This is a genomic window from Tumidithrix helvetica PCC 7403, from assembly GCF_965232925.1.
Taxonomy (GTDB): Bacteria; Cyanobacteriota; Cyanobacteriia; order Pseudanabaenales; family Pseudanabaenaceae; genus Tumidithrix; species Tumidithrix helvetica.
In genome coordinates, this window is the sequence record NZ_CBDDRA010000009.1 from 15158 (window position 1) to 32869 (window position 17712).

General features: G+C 44.7%; 11 protein-coding genes. 2 read left to right on the forward strand and 9 right to left on the reverse strand.

The features are described 5' to 3' along the window. Positions 1-15: 15 nt before the first annotated feature. Positions 16-2259, forward strand: coding sequence for an SF1B family DNA helicase RecD2 (gene recD2, locus ACP2WE_RS10240; protein ID WP_425215459.1), 2244 nt, complete (start codon positions 16-18; stop codon positions 2257-2259). Positions 2260-2334: 75 nt separating this feature from the next. On the opposite strand, the gene hepC is transcribed toward recD2, so the two are convergent. From hepC to ACP2WE_RS10255, 3 genes are all read right to left on the reverse strand, one after another. After that, on the reverse strand, positions 2335-3255 hold the full coding sequence (gene hepC / locus ACP2WE_RS10245; RefSeq protein WP_425215460.1) for a heterocyst development glycosyltransferase HepC: 921 nt from the start codon (positions 3253-3255) through the stop codon (positions 2335-2337). Between the two features lie 768 nt (positions 3256-4023). Further along, positions 4024-6204 carry a GumC family protein gene (locus ACP2WE_RS10250; protein WP_425215461.1) on the reverse strand — a complete coding sequence of 727 codons (2181 nt, stop codon included), beginning with the start codon at positions 6202-6204 and terminating at the stop codon, positions 4024-4026. Next, on the reverse strand, positions 6197-7369 hold the full coding sequence (locus ACP2WE_RS10255; RefSeq protein WP_425215462.1) for a glycosyltransferase: 1173 nt from the start codon (positions 7367-7369) through the stop codon (positions 6197-6199). Before ACP2WE_RS10255 ends, ACP2WE_RS10250 begins: the two co-directional genes overlap by 8 nt. Before the next feature lie 464 nt (positions 7370-7833). Here ACP2WE_RS10255 and ACP2WE_RS10260 point away from each other — a divergent pair, with 464 nt between their 5' ends. Continuing rightward, entirely contained in the window at positions 7834-11637 is a 3804-nt protein-coding gene (locus tag ACP2WE_RS10260; RefSeq protein ID WP_425215463.1) for a WD40 repeat domain-containing protein, read from the forward strand. Positions 11638-11649: 12 nt separating this feature from the next. Here ACP2WE_RS10260 and ACP2WE_RS10265 read toward each other — a convergent pair whose 3' ends face one another. From ACP2WE_RS10265 to ACP2WE_RS10290, 6 genes are all read right to left on the reverse strand, one after another. Next, complete coding sequence (locus ACP2WE_RS10265) at positions 11650-12618, reverse strand: GDP-mannose 4,6-dehydratase (RefSeq protein ID WP_425215464.1); 969 nt, start codon at positions 12616-12618, stop codon at positions 11650-11652. A gap of 2 nt (positions 12619-12620) precedes the next feature. After that, on the reverse strand, positions 12621-13085 hold the full coding sequence (locus ACP2WE_RS10270; protein ID WP_425215465.1) for a hypothetical protein: 465 nt from the start codon (positions 13083-13085) through the stop codon (positions 12621-12623). 4 nt (positions 13086-13089) lie between these two features. Next, positions 13090-13638: a hypothetical protein gene (locus ACP2WE_RS10275; protein ID WP_425215581.1), complete on the reverse strand. Its 549-nt coding sequence runs from the start codon at positions 13636-13638 to the stop codon at positions 13090-13092. Continuing rightward, complete coding sequence (locus tag ACP2WE_RS10280) at positions 13568-14716, reverse strand: glycosyltransferase family 4 protein (protein ID WP_425215466.1); 1149 nt, start codon at positions 14714-14716, stop codon at positions 13568-13570. Before ACP2WE_RS10280 ends, ACP2WE_RS10275 begins: the two co-directional genes overlap by 71 nt. Positions 14717-15094: 378 nt before the next feature. After that, positions 15095-16240 carry a glycosyltransferase family 4 protein gene (locus tag ACP2WE_RS10285; protein ID WP_425215467.1) on the reverse strand — a complete coding sequence of 382 codons (1146 nt, stop codon included), beginning with the start codon at positions 16238-16240 and terminating at the stop codon, positions 15095-15097. 258 nt (positions 16241-16498) lie between these two features. Continuing rightward, a complete protein-coding gene (locus ACP2WE_RS10290; RefSeq protein WP_425215468.1) occupies positions 16499-17194 on the reverse strand; it encodes a hypothetical protein in 696 nt (231 codons plus the stop codon). Positions 17195-17712: the final 518 nt, after the last annotated feature.

Below are 17712 nucleotides of genomic sequence, written 5' to 3' on the forward strand. Positions count from 1 at the left end.
TTCGATCGATGAACTATGGAAGATACTTCCTATTCATCTCAAAAGCACGAACAACTGCAAGGCGTAGTCGAGCGCCTGACGTTTCATTCGGCGGATACGGGTTATACGGTGGCAAGGCTGAAAGCACCGCAGGAAATGGAACTCGTTACTATTGTTGGGAGTTTTCCTGATATTCAGGCGGGACAGACATTAAAACTGGAAGGATTTTGGCGATCGCATCCCAAATATGGCGATCAGTTTCAAGTCACGCAATATCAAGAAACCAAGCCGGCAACCCTGACTGGGCTAGAGAAATATCTCGGCAGCGGACTGATTAAGGGTGTGGGTGTCGTTACCGCCAAACGGATTGTGGCGCACTTTGGCTTGGAAACCCTAGACATTATCGAGAACCAAATCGATCGCTTAAACGAAGTACCTGGTATCGCTCAAAAACGGATTGTCGCCATCCAACAGGCTTGGCAAGAGCAAAAATCGATTAAAGATGTAATGGTGTTTTTGCAGGGACATGGGGTTTCCACGGTTTATGCGGTCAAGATTTTTAAGCAATATGGCAAGGACTCGATCGCTACGGTTACGGATAATCCCTACAGGCTTGCCACGGATATTTACGGAATTGGTTTTATTACTGCCGATGCGATCGCGCGAAATTTGGGAGTTGCGCCCTCCTCAGAGTTTCGCTATCGCAGTGGAATGCTCCATGTTTTAGGTGAAGCTGCCGAAGAAGGGCATTGCTATTTGCCACAACAGGAACTGGTGGAGCGCTCTGTAAAGCAGTTGAGTTTAGAAGCTCACGAGCCAGATGCTGAAGCGATCGCGGCACTGATTCCCAAAATGGTCGAGGAATTAGAAATCATCGTAAAAGCCGATCTTAAAAGCGGTAAGGAAGTAGCAGAGGAACAACTGATTTGCTATAAACCGACGTTCTTTCGTACTGAAGAGGGACTTGCCAAGCGCATCAATCAGTTACTCGAACGAGAGGTAATTGTAGATGGATTGCGGGTACAGAACTGGATCGATCGGTTCACGCAAAAATATCATGTCGCACTCTCCAGCAAACAACGTCAAGCTGTAGAGATGGCAGCCAGTCAACGGTTTACCATTCTCACGGGCAATCCGGGTTGTGGGAAGACCTTTACCGTCCGCACAATTGTCGCACTCTGGAAAGCGATGGGAAAATCGATCGCTTTGGCATCTCCCACAGGACGAGCCGCCCAACGACTGGCTGAGGTGACAGGGCAGGAAGCAAAAACCATTCATCGTTTATTGGAATTCGACCCAAGTTCGATGGGCTTTAAACGCGACCAAGATCGTCCGATTGATGCCGATGCGATCGTGATTGATGAGGCTTCCATGTTGGATATTTTTCTAGCGAATTCCCTCATGAAGGCAATACCACCCGACGCACAGGTTCTATTTGTCGGCGATGCCGATCAATTACCCAGCGTGGGAGCGGGCAATGTTTTGCAAGATTTAATTCAATCGGAACGCGTACCTGTGGTGAAATTAACAGAAGTGTTTCGGCAGGCGCAGTCTAGCAAAATTGTCAGTCACGCCCATACGATTAACCAAGGCAAGTATCCTCAAATTGAACCTGTCAGCGATCGCCCCCAATCGGATTGTTTGTGGCTCAATGCCAGCGAACCAGAACATGGCGTCCAAGCCATTCGCGATTTACTGACTTACCTAGTGCCTGCCTTAGGATTTGAACCCGCCCGAGATGTACAAATTCTCTGTCCGATGACGAGGGGGGAGATCGGAACGCGTAACTTAAATAAGGTACTACAGGAATTGTTGAATCCCGCTCAGGCAGAAAAACAAGAACTGATCAGAGGCTCGACAACCTTTCGGGTCGGCGATCGCGTTTTGCAACAGGTGAATGACTATAACCGCGAAGTCTTTAATGGCGATCTCGGCGTTATCTCAGATATTGACCGAGAAGAACAGGCTGTGGCAGTACAGTTTGGCGATCGCATCGCAATCTACGACTATGCCGACTTAAATGAGATTGGTCTAGCCTTCGCTACCACAATTCACAAAAGCCAAGGCAGTGAATATCCTGTGGTAATTTTGCCTATATTTATGCAGCATTACCTGATGCTATCGCGTAATTTGATCTATACAGGCATTACAAGAGCTAAAAAGTTAGCCATTCTAGTTGGTTCTCAAAAAGCGATCGGCCTAGCCATCAGGCAAGTCAAAGACAAGCAACGCTATACCCAGTTGGATATGCGACTTTATCCTAACCAAGCGATAAATTAGTAAGAGGAAAGAGAGCATTGATTAAAATGCTCTCTGAACAGCCAACAAAAATAAATAGCGGACGATCGACAATTTTTAGAAAGCCCCAAACCCAGATAACACTTTAGGCAATGTCATGCAAAGGATCTTGAGATCTGTCCATAAAGACCATTTACGTAAGTAATCAAGATCGCATTCATTTACGACATCCATGTCTAACATGGTCGATCTGGACTTCACTTGCCATGCACCCGTAATACCAGGGAGGGAGTTGAGGCGGCGATCGCCAGTTTTACTAATGCGTAAGGCATCATACAGTGCCCATGGACGAGGACCGACCAAACTCATTTCTCCACGGAGAACATTAAATAGCTGGGGTAGCTCGTCTAAACTGTACTTACGCATCCAACCACCAAGTCGAGTTACCCTTGGGTCATTCTCGCATTTGTGCAATCCTTGTTGTCCAAACATAACTATCTGGTGTCGCTTTTCTGCACCGACTACCATTGAGCGAAACTTGATGATTCTGAATAATTTCCCACGTTGCCCAACCCGCCACTGATAAAAGAAGATGGGACCCGATGATTCATTTTTAATCATGAGGGCAAGCATCAACATCAGAGGGCTAAAAATCACCAATAGTAGGGAGGCGGCAATTAGATCTAGCCCACGCTTGATCAGCCAGTCTGTAGGATTGCGCTTTTGAGGTAATTCAGCTATAGAGGACAACCTCAGAAATAAAGGCTTCTCTGCAAGCAAACACATATCGGCAAGGTGATTAATCCGTGGTTCGCCAATATTCGTATCGACAAGCACTAGCTTTACAGGGGAGTTAATTAAGCAGTCTTGCAGACGTCCTTCAGGATTACTCAAATTTTGCGAGAATTGCCAATCTGATTTTGACAAACCGACAAGCAATTTCTTTTGTCTCCAAGTAAAAGAGAGAGGGTGGAGGGGGCGTAATTTACGCAGAGGATAGGGTGGCTTTAGTAGTTTTAGTCCGGTTGGGCTGTTCATGGCTTCCATCTTTTACTGGCTTAGATAATCTAGCTGACGTACATCCAACAAATTTCAGACAACATTGACAAGAATTTCAGACAACATTGACAAGAATTTCAGACAATATTGGCATAGAGACGGCAAATATTAATTCAGAGTTCCCAATGAATGTAGGAGAATCACAGGAACCCTGGAAACCAGATATGTCTGCTTTTGAAGTCAGATACTTAAGCAATTCACGAAATGGGGCTATGAATTAACTGGGTATCTCTCTTCACAAACAACCTGACCAACTCCTATCTTTTTTTAAGCTCTTAGAAAGAGCACCAGAAAAGTAGGAAGTAACTTTATGGATATCATTTACTCATCTCTAACCAGCTTTTACAACTGCCTGAAGTTATGCAGAAGTCATCGTAAAGTTATATAGAAGTCATATAGAAGTCATTATTAAAGTTATATGGAGGTTATATAAAAGTTATATTTTTCGGATTTATTTATCAAAATCTCTACAGAAATTTCACAAGCTAAGTCTAAAAATCTAATGAATGTTAGGTTTGAATAGACTTCCCCGCCTCACTTATTTATAGGGTTGTATACCATTTCAAACCAATAATTCAACGCATAATTGGTTGGGCGATTTCGATCTACGAGGAACTCAAATCTCGATCTGTTGCCCGTTCAAATGGACTGGGTATAACTTTAAAGTTATATCCAGCATGATTGCGTTAGACTTCTTGAGAATAATTTCTTAGCCTAAGCTCAGATTACATAATTTTGATTTAAAAGCTAGTTTTCATCTTCGTTGTCGTCATCTTTCGCGATATAGGTTTTGGGGCGATTATTCACGCCATTGGCAATAACCCCGATCGGATTAAATCGTTTCATCACTTCTGTAGCCTGCGCAAATTCAGAGCGGGTAACGCGATCGATTCGTCCTACCAACAAGACCCCACTACAAAAAGAAGCGATTTGAATTGCATCGACAGTCCCCAAAATTGGTGGTGAATCTACAATCACGAGATCGTAGGTTTGCTCGAATACAGACACCAATTTCCGCATCCACTCGGAGCTTAAAAGATTTACCGAGTCTGTGGGTATTGGACCAGAGGTAAGAATATCAATATTGGAGTTTGAGGACTGAATGATATCTGTGCTTAGAACTGTACCGTTGCTGGTAAGAAGTGTGGATAGTCCACGATCGTTGGGTAACTTGAGAAATTTATGCAAGCTAGGCGATCGCAGATCGGCATCAACCAAGAGCACCCTCTGGTGTAACCTTGCGGCACTCGTTGCCAAGCCTAGTGCAATCGTTGATTTACCCTCGTCTGGCAAGGATGAACTGATCACGAGCGATCGCAATGGGGACTCAAAACTAAGTAGTTGAATATTCTTGTAAATTAAATCCAGCGACTCTCGAAAAGGCTGCCACTGCACGACATCAATCGTCAAAGGTGAAAATGCCTTGCCCTTCAAAAATTGCGACACAAAGGTTGTGGGTTCTGTTTCGGATTGCCAAAACTTAGGTGTCATACCCAAGAGTGGCAGTTCCATTTGCTTTTCTAGGTCAGATGAGGTATGAACTGTATCGTCTTGCAGATCTCTGACAAAAGCGATCGCGGCTCCTAAAAACAGCCCCACAATTACACCTAAAATTAAATTGCGTTTCTGGTTGGGTGCTAGTTCTGCTCCCAAACGGGGTTCTTCGACCACTTGCCAATCAAACCCGCCTCTAGCAATTTCTAAGCTAAGTTGCTGCCTTGCTTTTAAAAGGGTTTGGAGCGTATCTTGTTCGATCAGTAGTTTTGGTTTTAAGGCATCATATTCTGTGAGTAGGCGGGGGAGCCGTTTAATTTCAGCTTTTAGCTGCTGTTCTTGCTCCGCTAGTGCTTGCTGCCTAGCAGCGATTATCGTCAAACCAGATTGTGCTTCAACCAATTGGGTAGCTTCAGTCAGATCGATACCATTCAACTGGTCAGCATTCCACCGATCTCGCTCGAGCGATCGATTGCCAGAAATTCTTTGCTTTTCGTCTCCTAGCAACTGCAACTGGCTCTGAAACCGATCTTGAAGTGTTTGGATCAGAGGGCTAGCACTGGTAAAACGTTGCTGTTCCTGAACTAAAGCAATCTCAGTTTTCTGCAATTCCGCCAATATCGTTGTAAAACGAGGTGACTGGCTCAGGCGCGTAGAAGTGCGAGCATCTTGAGGAGAAAGACCCAACTCTTGCTGTAAAGAATTTACCCGCGATAAGAGTTGCTCGTACTCAACTGTATTTGCCCGCTTTTGTTGCTCGATCGCATTCAACGCTGTTGTAACCTCTGCTACCCGTTGAGAAGCATCAAAAATATTATGAGTCTGGCGAAACTGTTCTAAAGCACTCGTGGCATCAGCGATATTTTTTTTCACAACAGGAACTTGCTCGTCAATAAAGGCAAGCCCATTGGTTAAACGCAGCTTTTGTTGCTCTAAGTTGTAGGCCAAATAAACTTTCTGAAATGCTTTGAGAACTTGTCTTGCTTTTACAGGATCGTCGGATGTATATTCGATTTCAAAAATTTTGGTAGCAGTCGTCCCTTGGCTAACTTGCCCAACTTTGAGTGACTGGCTTAATTCAGCAATATTAATGTTTGGATATTCTGCTACGAGTAGATCGACTGCTTTTTGAAACATTTGCGAACTACGCATCAGAGTCAGTTGTGTAGAAAAGTCAAGCTCCACACCTGTACCTGTGACAAATTGACTTTCAGAGGTTCCCGCTCCTCCTTTAGCCTGTTTGTAGTTGGGCTCAACCAAAAATTGCATTGAGCTTTGATAGGTAGATTTAGAAATAAGGTTTATAACTGTTGCTGTTGCGAGACTGACGCATAGCGTGCCCAAAACCCAAAAACGTCGGCGTGAAAAGATCGCAAAGATTTGTCCATAGCCAAAATCACTTTCAAGCATTGGGCTAGATTTACTTTTAGTCATATTGCACTTCCTCAGATTGCTCAGCAGTGGGTTGATGTGCGTCAGCTAGCCCTGCATTGACGAGATCGGTTTTGGTTACTTTGGTTTTACAAACATCCTCAATTACTCGATCGACCTTTTGAAAAAATACACGCTCAGAAAAATTTGACAGCGCATGTTCCCTAATTTTTGCATAGTCCCAATTAATTTCACGCGCTTCTAATAAAGCGGCTTGCAAAGCTTCAGGTGTTTGTCGTTTAAAAAACACGCCCGTCTCTCCTGGAATTTGGGTGTCAAGCACACCACCTGCACCATAGGTAATCACAGGGGTACCGCTGGCATTTGCTTCGACAGGAACTAGCCCGTAGTCTTCAAGCGCAGCAACAATGACAGATTTAGCCGTTGACATTAGCTTAGCTCGTTCTTCATCACTCACATAACCAAGAAACCGAATATTATCTAACGCTCGTGATTCTAAACGTTCGCGCTCTGGTCCTTCTCCAATAATGTACAGTGGGAATCCTAGCCAGTTTAAAGCTTCCACAATCACATCAATGCGTTTGTAACTCAATAACCGAGCTGAAGTGAGGTAATGATCGCCTTTTTGATCTGAAAATGTAAAACGGGTTTCATCGATGGGATAGTTAATCACGATCGCTGGCTTGCCATAGGTATCCCGAATTCGTTTGCCCACAATACTTGAGTTGGCAATATACACATCAGGCTCTTGAGCGTAGGCGAAATCTGTTTTTCGCATGGCTCTAAACATTTTGTCAATTACAGGATAGAAGTTTTGAAAATCAGAGTACTCGCGCAGGTAGTTTTTGGTGTCCCATAAAAACCTCGTGACATTATGACAAAAGCAAATATGCCATGCACCTTCTCGCTTCCGTACAGCTTTGGCAAAACTCGTACTGCTACTGATGATTAAATCGTAAGCGCTCAAGTCGAGGGCGCGAAATACTGGATAGTAAAAAGGAGCCATCAGGCGAAAATACTTAATGGCACCAGGGACTTTTTGCAGGGGGGGCGTGTGGACGAGGCGATTGCCTAAATCGATGGTGGCTTGGGGATCGTACAAAGACGTATAAACATCTGCATCAGGGAAGTGCTTACAGAAAAGTTCAAACACACGCTCCGCACCGCCACGTTGGGTTAAGTAGTCATGGACCAGAGCAATTTTCATGAATTTGAACCGTCTCTAATCGTATTCGTAGTTAGCAATTGCATTGGTATTTTGTGCAAAGATTGACTACCGTTAAAAGTGCTAAGCTGCTCGGGTTTGAATGGCTAGTCTAGCATATGCTTTAGCTTTGATAAAATTGCTAGATTGCATGAAAAAAACAGCAAAATTGAGCAGAATATCTAAACTTAAAGTTGTTGTATTTAGACAATATTCTAAAACTAAAGTGGGTATGAATAAATTATAGACTGAGTGCAAATCACTCATAAAATGCATATTAAAATGCCGATCGAGTAAGACATGTATAAATTGGTGAATGTTCCAAGTAAACACTGACTTTTCGCCCGATCTCATCAGTTGGGTCAGATAAATTCTACAAAGAACTAGATTACAACATGCTACAGCGATAAAAAGTTACTAGAATGTCATAGTTAAGGTTATATAAAGTTATATCGAGGCAATATCCTATGACTGCTGACGAAGCACTAGCATTTATAGAGATGGGGCTAGAGCAACGCAGCCTGACTAAAGTCGAGCGCTCAGTGTTTCTAGGCGTTTGGCAGGGGCTATCTTACGCTGAGATTGCGAAACAGTCTGATTATGACTCTGGCTATATTAAGCTGGTTAGCCATAAACTTTGGCACTTGCTCTCAGAATCTTTGGGCGAAAAGATTACCAAAAGTACTTTACAGTCAGTTGTTAGGAAGCACCTTCACAGTAAAAAACTGAGTGTGAATGTCTCAACGTTGAGTTCTGATGGCAATAGTCGTCAAGATTGGGGTGAGGTGGTTGATGTTTCTATTTTTTACGGACGTACCCAAGAATTAAACACTCTAGAGCAGTGGATTGAAAATGAGCGCTGCCGCCTTGTTGCCATTTTGGGTATGGGTGGACTTGGTAAAACTGCATTATCTGTAAAATTATCGCAACAGGTTCAGGACAAGTTTGATTTTGTGGTGTGGCGATCGCTGAGTAATGCCAAATCGCCAGAAGAAAAGCTGATTGATATCATTAAGTTTTTATCAGGAGAGCGAGAAACAGAATTTAGCAGCGGCCTCGAAGACCTGATTTCTAGGCTATTGGAATATCTGCAACAACACCGATGCCTGATTGTACTAGACAATTTTGAGTCTGTATTGCAAAGTGGGAATCACGCTGGCTCTTATCGCAGTAACTATGAGGGTTATGGTGTGCTGCTAAAGCGTGTGGGAGAAGTGTCACACCGCAGTTGTCTAGTCATCACCAGCCGAGAAAAGCCCGAAGAAGTGGCAATGCTTGAGGGAGATAGGTTAGCTGTTCGATCTTTTCCGTTAGAGGGCATTGATGAAGTTGCGGCAGAACATGTTTTAAATGCCAAAGGTCTATTTAGTCAGTCCAATGAAATTCAAAAGTTGGTCAGTTGGTATCGCGGTAATCCACTTGCGTTAAAGATTGCCGCCACCTCAATTAAAGAAGTGTTCTCAGGCAGTGTTGCCAGATTTCTAGAACAGAAGAACAGGATCTTTAGTGGGATTACGAACCTGATCGATCAGCAGTTTCGGCGCTTAACTCCCCTAGAAAAACAAGTCATGTTTTGGCTGGCAATCAACCGAGAGCCAGTCCAGGCAGAGGATTTAAAATCTGATGTTGTACCGAATGTCGAACAATCTGAAGTGTTTGCGGCATTGGGATCTTTGAAACGGCGATCGCTGATTGAAGATAGCCTTTCTGGGTTTACACAACAGCCTGTGGTAATGGAATACATTACCAGTGTGTTGATCGAACAGGTTTATCAAGAAATCACGCAAGAGCAGCCTCTCGGTATTCTTCCTAGCATTCAAGCCAAACTCCACAAACAATTATTTTATTTGCGACACTACGCCCTCATGCAGGCAACTGCTAAAGACTACGTTAGGCAGAGTCAAATTCGTTTCATTATCGAGCCTCTAGTGGTCAAGCTCAAAGCAAGTCTTGGGACAAAACAAGACATTACCGAGATTCTGTTTCAAACCCTGCAAGAACTGCGCAAACGGGATTTACGATCGCCCGAAGGTAGATCTACCCCAAATTATGGCGGTGGCAATATTATCAACCTCCTCGCTCATTTGAATGTCGATTTAACGGATACAGACTTTTCCTATTTGACAATACGGCAAGCCTTTCTTTCCGATGTCAAGCTACATCGGGTCAATTTCAGCCATGCAGAAATCGTTAAATCGGTGTTTGCTGAAGTTTTAGGCGGTGTCTTGTCTGTCACTTTTAGCCCCGATGGCAAGATCTTAGCGATCGGAGATACTAGAGGGGAAATTCACCTATGGCTCGTTCGAGATAGTAAGCCTTTACAAACCTACAAAGGGCATACATCATGGGTGCGATCGATTGCGTTTAACCCCGATGGCAAGATCTTAGCGAGTAGTAGCAACGATCAAGCGATCAAACTCTGGGATGTGAAAACGGGCGAATGTTTGAAAACATTTCATGGCGACATTGGACCCATCATGTCCGTTGCCTTTAGTCCTGACGGTCAAACCTTAGCCAGTGGCAATGCCGATCGCACAGTCAGGTTATGGGATGTTGGTAGTGGTCTGTGTTTCCAAGCTTTACAGGGACATGAAGATATTGTTGGTTCAGTTGCATTTAGTCCTAGAGGAAATCTTTTAGCCAGCAGTAGTGACGATCAAACCGTAAGACTGTGGGATGTGGAAACGGGAGAATGTATTCGCACCCTAAGAGGTCATACAGACATTGTTTGGTCAATTGCCTTTAGCCCGAATGGCAATGTCTTAGCCAGCAGTAGTGAAGACCATACGATTAAGTTATGGAATGTTGAGACGGGAAGTTGTCTCAAAACCTTAACAGGTCACAACCATATCGTCTTTTCTGTAAGTTTTAGTCATGATGGCTCTACCTTAGCTAGTGGCAGTGGCGATCGCACCATTCGTCTATGGGAGATCAAAACTGCCAAATGCATCAAAACTCTAATCGGGCACAATCATTGGGTGCGTGCAGTTGCTTTCCATCCGCGAAGCCTTGTACTTGCTAGTAGCAGTGGGGATGAGATGGTTAAGCTTTGGGAAACTAGTACTGCCCAATGTATTAAGACCTTTCAGGGGCATATTGGTAGATCTTGGTCTTCTTCTAGCAAAGCAGAAGTACAAGATCCCGTATCGAACAGTAATGACCATTTGCAAAATCTTTGGGAAGTCAATAGCGGACAGCAGTTTCGGATCTTGCAGGGCTACACCAATGCAATTTGGTCTGTTGCCTTTCATCCAACCTCCTATCAAAAGGGCGATACAGAAGGGATCATCGCCAGTGGTAGCGATGACTCCATTGTGCGCTTATGGAATATCCACACAGGAGAATGTGTCAAAACCCTTTCAGGGCATGCAGGACGAGTTTGGTCGGTCGCTTTTAGTCCAGACGGCAATACTTTAGCAAGTTGTAGCGAAGACTGCACGATCAAACTCTGGCATATCAAGAGTGGGCAATGTATTACTACAATCAACGAGCACCCTGATGAAGTACGTACTCTTGCCTTTAGTCATGATGGTCAATATCTGGTTACTGGCGATATGGGGCACGCTGTGAAACTGTGGCGGGTGATTACGGGGGAAAGATTACAAGTTTTTGAAGGACATAGCCGTGCGGTATTGTCAGTGGCTTTTAGCCATGATAGTCAAATCTTAGCCAGCAGCAGTCGAGATAAAACCGTAAAATTATGGCGCATCAGTACTGGGGAATGCCTGCAAACCCTAAATGGACATACAGAAGCGATCGCTTCTGTCGCCCTAAATGGCGAAGGTACATTAGTTGCAACTGGCAGCTCAGCCAGCACAGTTCGTCTCTGGCAAGTAGAAACAGGCGAATGCCTACAAGTGATCCACGGACATGAGGGCAATGTGCTTTCGGTTGCCTTTAGCCCTCATCGCTGTGACCTCGACCAAACCCTAATTAGCGGTAGTGAAGATTGCACAATTAAAGTCTGGGACTTAAACGCAAGAACCCCCTTACTTAACCTAGAGGGACATACGGGCACAGTCCATTCCGTTGCCGTTAGCCCTGATGGGAAGGTGATTGCAAGCGGTAGCCGCGATGAAACGATTAAGCTTTGGGATATGACTACAGGTAAATGTTTAAAAACCTTAAGAGAGCCCAGACCCTACGAAGAGCTAAATATTACTGGTGCCATTGGTTTGAGTTCAGCCCAAAAATCGAAGCTTCTGGCGCTGGGAGCAGTTGAAATTGAATCGCTAGTTTCCGATGAAAATGATGGTGCTAGCCTTTCCTAGGTCATAAATTGTTCAAACCAAACTGCTAATGGCTCTATAGTCGTCAACCATTTTTTGCGCGATCGCTGGCATTTGCTCCTTTGCATGCCAACTCAGTTTTTGCTTTGCTTTAACAGGATTAGCACTACTTGTGAGAATGTCAGTTGGTCGAAACAAGCTTGTATCTGTAATGATATAATCGCGCCACTCTAGATCTAGGTATGCAAATACAGCCGCGATAAAGTCTTCTAGTGTGTAGGTTTTACCAGTGGCAATTACATAATCATCAGGATTAGGCTGTTGCAGCATCCTATACATGGCTTCGACATATTCAGGTGCCCAACCCCAATCTCGCTGAATTGCAATATTCCCCAAACTGAGTTTCTCACGCTTACCTGCGGCAATTTGGCAAGCAGTCATGACAATTTTTTGCGTGACAAATCGCTGAGGTCTAAGCGGAGACTCGTGGTTAAACAAAATACCCGAACAGGCAAACAAGTTATACGCCTCTCGGTAGTTTGCCACTTCCCAAAAAGCCGCCGCCTTTGCCACCGCATAGGGGCTACGAGGACGGAACGGTGTATTCTCATTGGCAGCCTCTGTACCCGTATTACCAAAGCACTCACTAGAGCCAGCATTATAGAATTTGATTTTGCCGCCGATAAATCGGATCGCTTCCAACAAATTTAATGTGCCAACTGTAATACTCTCCATGGTTTCTACGGGTTGCTCAAATGACAAACCCACGGAAGTCTGTCCCGCTAAGTTATAGATTTCATCGGGTTCTACCTTTTTAATTACTTGCAAAACGCTGCGAAAGTCATTTAAAGCCATGGACTCGACTTTGACCTGACTACGGATACCCAAGCGCACAAGATTATGGAAGCTGGACATTTGGGCATCGCGAGAAGTTCCCCAGACTTGATAGCCCTCCTGCAAAAGTAACCGAGATAGATAGGCTCCATCCTGTCCTGAAATGCCTGAGATTAACGCAGTTTTCATCGTTATTTCTTTGGCTGGTCTAATTTTTGGATTTGTTGAGTAACGTGCCCTGGAAAGAGATCGATGCCCAGACCCGATTTAACCAAATAGGCAAGCAAAATCACAAAGGCACTGATCAGTAAATTAACCGCTAGCAGCAACAAAATCGAGGCAACAATATTCGCAAATCTCGTGATTTTATGAAGAGGATATTGACGTTGCTCACCACGATTATCTTTACCAACAAACAAAACGATATAAAAACGCGAAACGACTAAATCGACAATAAACCGCAGATCGACGATTTTGGGTGAAGGCTTAGGAATAGCTCGATCTAACACTTCTCGGACAGCAGCTAGCTGCTCTGGGTCAAACTTAACCAAAACAGACCGATCGATCTGGTTGATATAGTAGCTGGCATCTCTAAGATGATAACTAGGTAGGCTTGGTTGCTCAGCTTTTAGCGATGATATTTCTGATTCTTCCATAGGGTTAGAAGTTAAGGTTGTAAATTAGCAAGCCGAGTAGCATAGATACCCAAGTAAGTATGACTAGGCAATAAAAACCCTGCTTTTTACCAAGCCCGATCGCTTGTAGGGGGCGCTTTGCAAAAGCAAGTAGCAACACTAAAACAAGTGCAAAAATCCAAGCTAGCAATAATGTCCATGCTACAGTTGGACCGCCTCTTGGTGGGAAATTTTTAGGATATGCCCATGCCAACGCGCCTGTTCCCACTAACAGAACGATCCAAGTTGTTGCCACTGCGATCGCTGCCGAACCAGCCTTGGATAGATGTACTAGCACTGCTAGCGTCACGAACCACGCTACCCACGAAGCATTATAGGCAGCTAACAACCAACCTGCGGCGGTATAGCCCACGACTAGTACGATTAGGTGAACCCATGGGACATATTTGGATGGGGATAAAGATTTCATCGTAGGGTGAAGCCCATTGTTCAACTGTCTAATGTCAACTGTCAGGATCGATCGCCCGATCGAAGTTGGCAATTTGAATGTCAAGCGCAAATGTAGACTTAGCATGAATGTATCCCTGCTGGGCGATCGCCGCAGTCCTGTCGGGGTTAGCCAACAGAGACTGAATGACTGTACGCAATGTCTCAGGATCGCTAGGTGGGACGAGCCAACCCGTCTCGCCATCTTTCACCAGCTCTAACGCACCACCTGCAGCAGTCGCAATCACAGGTCGTTGTGCCAGTTGTCCTTCTACAATTACACGGCCGAACGGTTCTGGCTCTGTGGATGTATGTACGACGATCGTACAAGCTGCCATCAAGGCTGGAATATCACTGCGAAAGCCCAACCAATGCACGCGATCGCCAAATTCATGCTCGAGTGCCATTTGCTTGAGGCGATCGGCGTACTCAACTTCACCAAACAAGGGCTCCCCCACCAGCATGACATGGACGTTAGGTAATTTTTGAATCGCCTCTAAGAGAACATGCTGACCTTTCCAGTAAGAGATACGGCTAAATACACCCAAAAGGGGCCAATCCCCCACACCTAACTCTGCACGAATCTTGGCAGTTTGTGCGTGCGATACCTGCTGAAAGGGCTCTAGGGAGAAACCGTTATAAACCACGCTCACCAGTGCTGGGTTTCCACCCACTGCGATAAATGCGTCCCCTGTGGCATGGGAATTGACGATTACCTTAGAAGCAAAACGATTCGCTAAAGTGACTGCAATCCAGCGATTGAGCTTACTAAATATGCGTGCTGTAAGGATGTCATGTAAATGCCAGACCACAGGCGCACCACCTAAAAGTCGCGCGATCGCTGCCACAATAAACCCTTTTTGATTGTTGGCATGAACCAGTTCAAATTCTTGGCTGATTTGGGCGACTTGTTTTGCCAATTTCCACAGAGCAGACAGTGACTTTAGCGAAGCCAAGCCACTAGATGTTCTCACCTCTGCCAAAGACTGCGATGCCTGCAAAACCTGTACCTGTAAGCCGACTTCTGTCAAACGCTGCCGTAAGATGCCATCGGTCAGTAAAAGTACCCGACTGGTTTCGCGATAGGCTTGGGCGATATCTAGTAAATAGAGTTCAGCCCCGCCTAAGACGGCTGCATAACTGACAAAAAGGATGCGACGTTTCATGGGTAATCAGTAATCCGCGATCGGTTATTCGTCAAAAGTTGCGGGCATTTAACCCAACAAGAGCTAATACCAATTTCTCTTGAATTTGCCACAGATCGGGTTTTGGGTTTTGGGTTCCGCGCTCTGCGCGGTCTTTTCAAAAAGATGCGTTGCATCATTTTTTGAAAATGGTATAAAAGCATGTCTTTTCAGGATAAGAAAACCTAAAACGCCAAACATCCCAATAATGTCCCCCAACGCCCCCTGCAAAATGGGGAGAATTTACTTGCCTCCCTTTTGTAAGGGGGATGCCCGATAGGGCAGAGGGATCGAACACTTTGGTTCTAACAAATTGGCTTGCTTTGTTCCGAAATCATTATCTCGAATTCACGTTAAAAGCTATCTTTGATTATCCAAAACTTGCTGATAGACAGCTTTGATTTTAGTCGCGATCGCTTGCCGATCGTAATTTTTTCGTACATAGGCTTGACACATTTCCGCAGTCGGCAACCGACGTTGACCCGCCAGTACTTCTATAATTCCTTGGGTAATCTGTGCCGTAGAGATCCCCTCCAGCAGCAAATCTGACGCAAAAGGGCTCAAGACTTCTGGCATCCCCCCCACAGGTGTACTCAATACAGGTGTACCCGCCGCTAGAGACTCAATCAAGATCAATCCAAATCCTTCCAAAGCGATCGAGGGCACAATCGAAAAATTGGCGGCACGATAAGCCGCCACCAAATCTCCCTCGGGGACAAACCCCAATAATTTGACGTGATTCTCTAACCCCAGCGCTTCGATCTGTGACTGCAACGCCTCATGGATGGGGCCTTTCCCAGCAATCAACAACAATACTTCTGGATACTTTTGCTTTACCTCTGCGATCGCGTCGATTAACCGCTCCAACCCCATGCGATGCACCAATCGGCGCACCGAAAAAATAATCTGTCGGTCTTGCGGCCACCCCAGTCTTTCCCTTGCTCGCGATCGCGATAAATCAAGTTTGTATTGCTGCGAATCGATGCCTCCTGGGACAACATCAATTCGTTCCATCGGCACGCCATAGGTTTGATGCAAAATCTGGCGAAAAGCTTCTGACAGGACGATAAAACCGTTCGATCGGTTATAAGTTATTTTCTCCAACATCCATTTTGCCCCTGCTGCGAGAGTTTTTGCCCCCTCAGCATTGCTCTCTAATGCCCAAGGTCCATGGAAATGCGTCACTAAGGGGCGTTGACCGAGGCGATCGAGAATCGGAAACGTATATAGTGCAAAATGAGAAGCCACTAAGTCATAGCTTGACTGTAAGAATGCCTGCTTAACCGCAAACCGTAAACCTGTCCATCTTTGCCACAGCGAAGATTGGGTAGGGGCAAACGCCTGCACAACTCCCATAGAACTGCGAGATACCTGCTCGGAACCCGTTACCAAGCCACTTACCTCAACGCCTATCTGGGGTAAAGCCTGAATGCAGTCATAATATACCCTCGGTAAACCACCTGGTTGCTCTGGGAACCACTCCATCCCTACCTGTAAAACCCTCATACGCTCCCAGCCATTTATTACCAAATTCAATTGAATTTACAACAGATCGGAATTTGAGTTTCGCACAAAGCGCAGGCTTTCAAAAAAACAACATCACAGTTTTTTGAAAGTTTCCTCAGTGAAATGTCTACCCGTAGAAAAACATCGTAATAAAAAATAAGGAGTAGAAAATTACTACTCCTTACAAGGTTGAAATCTGAATACAACTAACTTTTGCAGGTTAAACCTTATACAAATAAGCTAGATTTGCCAAACATATTAGACGGCAGCTTTAGCTGTTGCAGCTTGCTTGCGCTTGAGGGTACGGCTACCAAAGTACAGACCAGCCAAAATCACACCAGGCACGATTGCTGGAACTGGAACGGGTCTAGCCGAAACGATGAAATCGTTAAAGTCGCGATCTCCGAAATCGTCATTTACGCCGATCAGTACAGCACCGCCACTAAAGTTAAACGTGCTGACCAGATCTTTGAATTTGTTGGCAGGTGTACCAGGATTGGGTACGCCACCAGTGCTTGAAGGATCGTTACTAGTAAATGGAAGCAAAGCTAGTGTAGCAGCTTGATTTGATGAGTTAACAATCCAGAAACCTTGACTGCCAGGAGCAGCTGTCGCGGAAGACGTAAACGAGGTGTTGTTACCGAGATTTTTACTAAAAAAGTCAGCAGCTGCGCCTGTAAAGGTATAAGTTACTTTTGTGCCTGGTACGATACCACCATTAGGTGAGGTACCGTTTAATTCTGAGAATAAGGTTGTCGCACCTGGATCGACACCAAGTTCAGTCTTAATTGCACCAAAGGAGTACTCAAAAGTAAACTCCCATGTACCGCTAAAGTTAAACACACCATTTTCGGCGGTGACATTTGCTGCCTTTACAGAAGAAGCAGGTAAAAATGCAAGGCTAGAAGCGACAGCCGCAGCCGTCAAACCTAAAGCTAGTGAAATATTTTTCATGATGATTATCGTCCCGCAATGAATTAAGTAGTTAAGTTCATAGATTCTGCCTGATTAGTGAGCATGGCTTTACGAGCCGATCACTACCATCACATTTGCCCAGTTCAGACGTTATGCTTAGGCTGCACACTAGTACAGATAAAATTTTGCAGATTGTGAGACGCCCTTAGGGATAAAGGCAAAAATTAAGTCCTTATGTAAAGACAGATTAATTAATTCTTTGTTCCCAAAAAGCATACAAATCTAAACTTGACATTCCTTAGCTGCGAGTATGGCCTTACCTACCATCACCACTTAATATTGTCTGCATTAAGCTACTCATCGCTAGGTGAAGGGAAACAAGAATATTTAAAAAACTGAATCATTAGCCCCAGACAACAGTTCTAAATATTTTTATTCCTTCAGGAGAGATTTACATCACTTCAATAACTGAAGTTTAAATACTCTCTAAAATTTAATCAGCATTAATAAGCTGCTCCTACACAAGCTTATTAACCTTTGACTAAACTCTACAGGAT

What these genes read in the sequence shown, in the direction of transcription:
- ACP2WE_RS10290 (WP_425215468.1), bottom strand. Translation starts at nt 17,194, where the DNA reads ATGAAAAATATTTCACTAGCTTTAGGTTTGACGGCTGCGGCTGTCGCT.
- ACP2WE_RS10250 (WP_425215461.1), bottom strand. Translation starts at nt 6,204, where the DNA reads ATGACTAAAAGTAAATCTAGCCCAATGCTTGAAAGTGATTTTGGCTAT.
- ACP2WE_RS10265 (WP_425215464.1), bottom strand. Translation starts at nt 12,618, where the DNA reads ATGAAAACTGCGTTAATCTCAGGCATTTCAGGACAGGATGGAGCCTAT.
- ACP2WE_RS10285 (WP_425215467.1), bottom strand. Translation starts at nt 16,240, where the DNA reads ATGAGGGTTTTACAGGTAGGGATGGAGTGGTTCCCAGAGCAACCAGGT.
- ACP2WE_RS10260 (WP_425215463.1), top strand. Translation starts at nt 7,834, where the DNA reads ATGACTGCTGACGAAGCACTAGCATTTATAGAGATGGGGCTAGAGCAA.
- ACP2WE_RS10255 (WP_425215462.1), bottom strand. Translation starts at nt 7,369, where the DNA reads ATGAAAATTGCTCTGGTCCATGACTACTTAACCCAACGTGGCGGTGCG.
- ACP2WE_RS10275 (WP_425215581.1), bottom strand. Translation starts at nt 13,638, where the DNA reads ATGCTAAGTCTACATTTGCGCTTGACATTCAAATTGCCAACTTCGATC.
- hepC (WP_425215460.1), bottom strand. Translation starts at nt 3,255, where the DNA reads ATGAACAGCCCAACCGGACTAAAACTACTAAAGCCACCCTATCCTCTG.
- ACP2WE_RS10270 (WP_425215465.1), bottom strand. Translation starts at nt 13,085, where the DNA reads ATGGAAGAATCAGAAATATCATCGCTAAAAGCTGAGCAACCAAGCCTA.
- ACP2WE_RS10280 (WP_425215466.1), bottom strand. Translation starts at nt 14,716, where the DNA reads ATGAAACGTCGCATCCTTTTTGTCAGTTATGCAGCCGTCTTAGGCGGG.
- recD2 (WP_425215459.1), top strand. Translation starts at nt 16, where the DNA reads ATGGAAGATACTTCCTATTCATCTCAAAAGCACGAACAACTGCAAGGC.